The 7,282-nt window shown below is 52.0% G+C and carries 5 protein-coding genes; 2 read left to right on the forward strand and 3 right to left on the reverse strand.

Annotated elements, in window-relative coordinates; genetic code table 11:
* Positions 1-124: 124 nt before the first annotated feature.
* The 3 genes from DRI82_RS23460 to DRI82_RS23470 all read right to left on the reverse strand — a co-directional run bounded on the left by DRI82_RS23460 (position 125) and on the right by DRI82_RS23470 (position 2,059).
* Positions 125-337, reverse strand: coding sequence for a SymE family type I addiction module toxin (locus tag DRI82_RS23460; protein ID WP_114196298.1), 213 nt, complete (start codon positions 335-337; stop codon positions 125-127).
* A 71-nt stretch (positions 338-408) separates the two neighbouring features.
* Positions 409-630, reverse strand: a complete 222-nt coding sequence (locus DRI82_RS23465) for a hypothetical protein (protein ID WP_211317711.1) — start codon at positions 628-630, stop codon at positions 409-411.
* Between the two features lie 145 nt (positions 631-775).
* A complete protein-coding gene (locus DRI82_RS23470; protein WP_157968138.1) occupies positions 776-2,059 on the reverse strand; it encodes a DKNYY domain-containing protein in 1,284 nt (427 codons plus the stop codon).
* An 805-nt stretch (positions 2,060-2,864) separates the two neighbouring features.
* On the opposite strand from DRI82_RS23470, the gene DRI82_RS23480 reads away from it, so the two are divergent.
* Entirely contained in the window at positions 2,865-3,815 is a 951-nt protein-coding gene (locus DRI82_RS23480; RefSeq protein WP_157968139.1) for a fimbrial protein, read from the forward strand.
* Between the two features lie 424 nt (positions 3,816-4,239).
* On the forward strand, positions 4,240-6,864 hold the full coding sequence (locus tag DRI82_RS23485; RefSeq protein ID WP_114196302.1) for an autotransporter outer membrane beta-barrel domain-containing protein: 2,625 nt from the start codon (positions 4,240-4,242) through the stop codon (positions 6,862-6,864).
* The last annotated feature ends 418 nt before the right edge of the window (positions 6,865-7,282 follow it).

A 7,282-nucleotide genomic window follows, 5' to 3' on the forward strand; every position in this document is an offset into this window, starting at 1 on the left:
CCGTAAGTAATCCATAGATGCAAATGTCAGATCGCGATGCGCCTGTTAGGGCGCGGCTGGCAAGAGAGCCTTATAGGCGCATATGAAAAACCTCCGGCTATGCCGGAGGATATTTATTTTAGCCTCAGTAGCCGACCTCAGTCCTGATAACCAGACAGCCATTCTCAGCCGTAATGTTCACCGGTTGGCCAGTGGTAAATCCCAACTGCTCCAGCCACTTACCCTTGATGGTCAGTTGTGGGCTGGGGTTGGGTCTGCCGCCGTTGGGGCGGTAACCGACGGTGTAACGGCGGGCTTGGGATGTGGCGGGTTCTGACGTAGAATCGCGTTCAGTCATGATCAACTCCTGCTTAGTTGCTTGTGGTTAGCGGGGTTGAGGTGTTCGAGCACTTCAACCCCGCGTTAGTATTAACTCTCTTCTTTAGCCGCAGCCGGTGCCAGTCCGGCCATCGCGCCCGCGACCTGATTCTTGATGATCATCGCATTGAGCAACTCGCGTATTACATCCTGCTCGTGCTGCGGCATCAGCGAAATGGTCTCAAACTGGTAGCGCAACTGTTCACTGGGGCCGCGTTCCTGTTCATCAAACACCAACATATCTGCGCAACCCATAGAGATAAAGTATGTCATCCCAGCCGCGTTTCTTCTCTTGATTCAGTTCATCAATCATCGCTCCCGGAGACTGGAGCGGCACGAGATACCGCGCGACCACATTGAACTCCCGATGAAACCCTTGTCACTACGCTTCAGCACCTTCAGCACCGCCAACTGAGTGCTACAGCGGACCACAGGGTTCCTCTGGAGGTCTGGCAGCCAGGCGCAAACGCTGACCCGTCCGCAGATCGATCGCATGGCCTGGGTTTTCCTTGCCTCCTGGATTTGCATAGAAGACATATTGATACTCCTTGTTCCCAAGGACAATGTAGGGATGACCGTCGCGCCCCTCCGCTCTTTCTAAAAGTTTCAAGCCGCGCGTTGAAGAAGAGTCTTCATAACGGCACAAGTCATCAGAACCCAGCGCAAAATGCCACCCAGTAAGATCGTAGATGTTTGCTGCATCCGCCAGAAGAAGAAAGTTGCCGTAGGGGCTTGGAATGGGTCCCAACACTTGCCCCTGAATCGCAACGGAGTTGCTCCCGCCGTCCCTGAAGAGATACATGCTGTGTCCATCAATGGCTTGTGCGTACGCAAATCCCCCGTAGTCGTAATGATCTACCGATATGATTTGAAAGCTATCCACATCTGCTACGGGCACAGGCTTGTCGGCAAGGAAAACCCTGCTCTTTGTGCGTCCAAACTCGGTTGCGGGCCGGTACTCAAAGGGTCCGCAATACAACCCCGGATGACCAGCCATGAACCCATCGCGGACGGGGCAGCCGGCAGGCAGAACCCTGAATTCATCGCCTTCCGTCATCCGAAGCGGCAAGGAGACAAGTTTATGGCGACCATCGCTTAGCTCATCGCTTCGCTGTATGCGGGAGTAAGACTCCCCGGATGGAGAAGTATAGCGAGATCTATAGAACCCACCTCCGAGGCTCTCTGGCAGCTCATTCAATACCAAGCCGATGTCACCACCGCCTACGTACCACAGGTGGTTTCCCTCTTTGATGTACTTTGAGTCGACCACTTCGATTGCCGCAGGTTTAGAATCATCCAGCATTCGACCTTCCCAGTACAATCGTGACTTGTCGCGAGCCAGCTCGGTAAAGTAATAATCGAAGCTATTTTCTCCCGGATCTTCCAAAAAAAGAGCCTGAAAGCTGTCCGCATCGGCCCCTTCAACGTTTTCACCATTATAGAAGACCTGCTCTCCGTAAACGGCATAGTCAGACCGCCTGGCTGAAGATCCTCCCTCTGTCTTTCCTGCTGGCAACGGCAGCACACGCAGAACAACGTTGTGCGGCAATGGGCGGGCGCCGCGAATCACAAACTGCCTGTAGTAGACGGCATCGCTTGTGGCAGCATAATCTTCATTCAGAATTCGAGACTCGTCGGCTCGAGGCGACAATTCGAGCGGAAAGAAATGATTGGTCGTTACCGTAACGCTGGTAGTTCCCAAGGGGCACATGCTACGGCCTGCGGAGCTGTACGAGCCAATTCCACCCACGCAGGCACCGTAGCTCGACGATTCCGATGTTCGAAAGTACATACGATCTTGCTTGACGACATAGCCACTCGACCCGGGGCTGATAATACGCGGCTTAGAGCAACTCCTTCGCTCAGAGTCGCTAGAGTTCTCTTTGGTATGCGCGTCTGGGTAGATATTGTCATGGCAGATATCTCGGCTACACGCCACCAATGGGCTAACTGAGATGGCAACAATCAATGACACCCAGAGTTTTCTAAACGCGATCCGACAATTCATGAATACTGCATGCTCCATGCTTTACCACCGATTCCCACACCACTCTCAATTGGCACGCCTGCGCACCCAGAAGGGGAAGGAGGCAAACAACTACGCAACTTACCAGTCTACCGGCAGAGCACAGGGGGGGATCTATAGGGGTCAGCTTGGCGATCGGGAATTATTGTATATTAAGCCTGTTATTTAATCAGACTCAGCATCCTGACGGCAGATCATTCGTGACCAGCCCAACCTGGATCGCGTCCGGCTACCAACAAAAAACCCAATCTTTTTGTCTCGGCTACACTAATAATGGGTACGCATCAACTGCGGTTCCTCTATAGCCACAACAAGAATACTGCGACCACCAACACACTGCGCTGCAACGGAAAATCTTGCCCGAGTTGGGGCTCAGTTGCACAGACAGTAATGACGTGAAAGTCTGGCTCATCGGGATGACTGTGCCCCGCAGTGTCATTCAGGTTGCCGACGTCCAGAGGGTTAAGTAAGGATGAGAATCATGAAACTGCTTTTGATAGGGAGGCCGGCAGGGCTGCTGGCAGCATTGATGTTTTCGGGATGGGTACATGCCGAATGTAAATTTGGGGATGCAGGTTCCGCACAAACCGGCACCTTTAACGTGGGCAGTGTGATTGTACAACGAGACTCCCCCATCGGCACGGTCCTGGCCACAGCAACCACGGGGGCTATTGCTGGCGGCGGGACATTACTGGGTTGTTCGACGGACTGGACAGCCAACCTGGAATTGACACGCTTTACTACGCTCTCAAGCGTCAGTGGGGTTTATCAAACCAATCTCAATGGGGTGGGGTTGAAAATCACCACCGGTGGCGGCAGGGTTCTCCCCACTACGGTCGCTTTTGCTGGGCAACAGTATCCTACGCTTGCAGCGCCAGGGATGATCGCGCAGGTGGTCAAAACCAGCGCAACGGGCGTTGGCGGGGGGAGTATTACCCCGGGGAATGTGGCGAAGTATTCTATAGCGGGAAGTCCGCAATTTTATGTCGACTTCAACATGGGTAGCTCCACAATCATACCGATTGCCTGCTCATTACAGAACAGCACTATCAACGTGTCACTCGGGAATATATTGGCCACGGAATTTACCGGCGTGGGCAGCACGTTAGCCGCCAGGGACTTCAACCTGGGGCTGAGTTGTGATGCCGGGACCCGCATTAACGCCTCAATGTCGGGTATACAGAATACCGATACGAGCGATACGAGCGTATTGGCTCTCACCGGGGCGGGTAATGCTGATGTCGCCAAAGGGGTGGGAGCCCAGATCCTCTATAACAACACGCCGATAAAGATTGGTGAAAACCTGGAATTAAAAACCTCCGCAGGGGGAATGGAAACCTTCGCCTTTAAGGCGCGTTATTTCCAGACTTTACCCACCGTGAAACCGGGGACAGCAAATACAACGGCGACGCTGGAATTGACTTATCAGTAAAAATAGTGCAGAGACTGGCAAATTACACTTTGTTATAGAGTGTACAAAAAATAACAAGGGCATAACTAAAGTCCCCTACTAAGAAGCCAGAATATCAGTAAGCTGGACATATCAGGTAAAGGAGGATTACCCCTGAATTGCGTATATCCTTCAGACGAGGAAGTTATTGCTACGGACAACTGTTTGAAAAATGTTCGGATAACTGTTGCCAGATCATGTCCATCTATCTTTTGACCCTTTATAATAAACGTAGCTGATAATTTCCGCACCCAAAGTAAATGTTAAATAATGACTTTCCGTATAATACATGGGTAATTATTGTGCAATGTTGTTAATTATTGGTATCACCATTGTGACTTAAATAAATATATTTAATGCAATAATGACTGAATTTTTTCTAATTTAACACCAAGTGAAATCTTATATGAAAATACATTCCGTATCCCTAATAGTTGGCTCAGTGAGCCTGCTATTAACCCCCACTATCTATGCGGCTTCGATTGATGGCGGCCAGACCGTCACACAAAGTTCACCCTGGAATATCAGCGGCACCCTCTCTGTAGGCCATTCCACGAGTGGCACACTTACAATTAGCGAGGGTGGCATTGTCAGCAATACGATGGCCTATATTGGCAACTTAACCGGGTCGACGGGGGTTGCGGAAGTGACCGATGCCGGGTCGCAGTGGAATAACTCCGGTTACCTCTTTGTTGGCAATTCCGGTAAGGGTGCACTCACCATTAGCGAAGGTGGTGTTGTTAGCAATTTAGAGGGCTATATCGGCAACGTTGCCGGGTCGACGGGCGTTGCAGAAGTGACAGATGCCGGGTCGCAGTGGAATAACTCCGGTTACCTCTCTGTCGGCAACTCCGGTACAGGCACGCTCACGATCAGCGAGGGCGGTGTTGTTAGCAATGCAAAGAGCTATATCGGCAGGAACACCGGTTCGACGGGTGTCGTCGCCGTGTCTGGTGCCGGATCTCAGTGGAATAGCAGCGACACCTCCCTCGTTGGCGACTTCGGCAATGGCACGCTCACCATTAGCGAGGGCGGCGTGGTTAACAATACAATGAGCTATATCGGCTACGCTTCCGGGTCGACGGGCGTTGTCGAGATATCCGGTGACGGCTCGCAGTGGAATAACAGCAGCAACCTCATTGTGGGCAACGTTGGTAATGGCACACTGACCCTTGCCGATCAGGCGCAGGTGTCTGCCAGCGCCGTGACGCTTGCTTCGAATACAGCTGGCAGTGGTACCTTGAATATCGGCGATGGCAATCTGGCCGGTACCCTCGATACCGCCAGCATCACCGGCGGGGCAGGTTCTGCAACGGTCAACTTTAACCACACCGATGATATCGATTTCTCACCGCTGATGGCCGGAAAGATGGCGGTTAATCATCTCACCGGTGGAATCACACGCTTGTTAGCGGCAAACAGCTATACCGGCGCGACCACCATCAGCGCAGGCACTTTGCAGGCGGGAGCAGCCAATGCGTTCAGTGCCAACTCTGACTACGCGGTGGGAACTGCGGGCCAGTTGGATCTGGCCGGTTATAGCCAGACCCTCGCCAGCCTGAATAACGCCGGGGTGGTGAGTTTTAACGGGGCGCCAGGGGCTGTTTTGACCGTGTCGGGTAATTATACCGGCAATGACGGTTTGCTGAATTTCAACACGGTGCTGAATGACGATACCTCAGCCACCGATAAGCTGGTGGTAAACGGTAATACCTCGGGCAGCACATTGGTGAGTGTGAGCAATGCCGGTGGCAGCGGTGCAGCGACCCTGAACGGTATTGAACTGGTGCAGGTTAATGGCCTCTCTGACGGTGAATTTGTACAAAATGGTCGTATTGCGGCGGGTGCTTATGATTACTATCTGGCGCGTGGCGCGGATACCCTTGCCAAAAACTGGTATCTGACCAGTGCGGTGCCACCAGTGACACCAACACCAGATCCAGAAGTAACGCCAGATCCAGAGATAACCCCAGATCCGGAGATAACCCCAGAGCCAGAGGTAACGCCAGATCCAGCCCCACCTACAAGTCAGGAGCCAGAAGCACCCGTAACGATGGTTGAACGTCCTGAAGCCGGGAGTTACAGCGCCAACCTGGCGGCAGCGAACAACATGTTCGTGACGAGTTTGCACGATCGTCTGGGTGAAACCCAGTATATCGATGCGCTGACCGGTGAGAAGAAAGTCACCAGCATGTGGCTGCGTAACGAGGGCGGGCATAATCGCTCCCGTGACACCAATGGCCAGTTGAGCACCCAGGCTAACCGCTATGTGCTGCAACTGGGTGGCGACATTGCTCAGTGGAGCAATAACGACATGGACCGTTTCCATCTGGGTGTGATGGCGGGCTACGGCAACAGCAAAAACAGAACTGGATCCAATATCTCGGGTTACAGTTCCCGTGGGTCAGTGGAAGGTTATAGCCTTGGGATGTACGGCACCTGGTATGCCAATGAAGCCGACAAGTCGGGTTTGTATGTGGATAGCTGGGCGCAATACAGCTGGTTCAATAACACGGTTGACGGTCAGGATTTGGCGACTGAAAAGTACAAATCCAAAGGGGTAACGGCGTCAGTAGAAAGCGGCTATACCTTTAAAATCGGTGAAAATGCAGCGAAAAACGCCACCTACTTTATCCAGCCCAAAGCGCAGGTGACCTGGATGGGCGTGAAAGCCGATGACCATAAAGAGGTCAACGGCACCCATGTTTCTGGTGAAGGCGATGGCAATATCCAGACCCGTCTGGGGGTGAAAGCCTTTATGAACGGTTACAGCGACCAGGATAAAGGCAAGGATCGCGTTTTCCAGCCATTTGTTGAAGCGAACTGGATCCACAATACCCAGGATTTTGGTACCACGATGGACGGCAGTACGGTGAAACAAGCCGGGGCGGGCAATATTGGTGAGCTGAAAGTGGGCGTGGAAGGTCAGATCAACAAGAGACTGAATGTCTGGGGCAATGTTGGCCAGCAGGTTGGTGATAAAGGCTACAGCGATACTGCCGCGATGATAGGGATTAAATACAACTTCTAAGAGACCCTTCTTACTTGAAGTCGCCGCGTTGTTGGCTGCGACTTCAAGCTACCAAATAGATCCCTTTCATACTATTGACGAACCCCACTTTCATTTTGGTGGGGTTCGTTTTTTCTAGCAATAGACGGTTGTGTTTCCAGCCCTTACCCACCGTGAATCCGGGAACCGTAAATACAACGGCAGCGCTGGAATTAACTTATCAGTAAAAAATAACGCAGAGACCGGCAAGTTACACTTTGTCATAGAGTGTACAAAAAACAACAAAGGCATAACTAAAGTCGCCTACTAAGAATCCAAAATATCAGTAATCTGTACGCATCAGGTAAAGGATGATTACCCCTGAATTGCGTGTGATAGCCCCTCACTTCTGACCGATATGTCTATAAAGGTGGGCAGGGTGAAATGATGAAAGAGTTCG

It is taken from the genome of Edaphovirga cremea (genome assembly GCF_003332275.1).
Lineage (GTDB): Bacteria > Pseudomonadota > Gammaproteobacteria > Enterobacterales > Enterobacteriaceae > Edaphovirga > Edaphovirga cremea.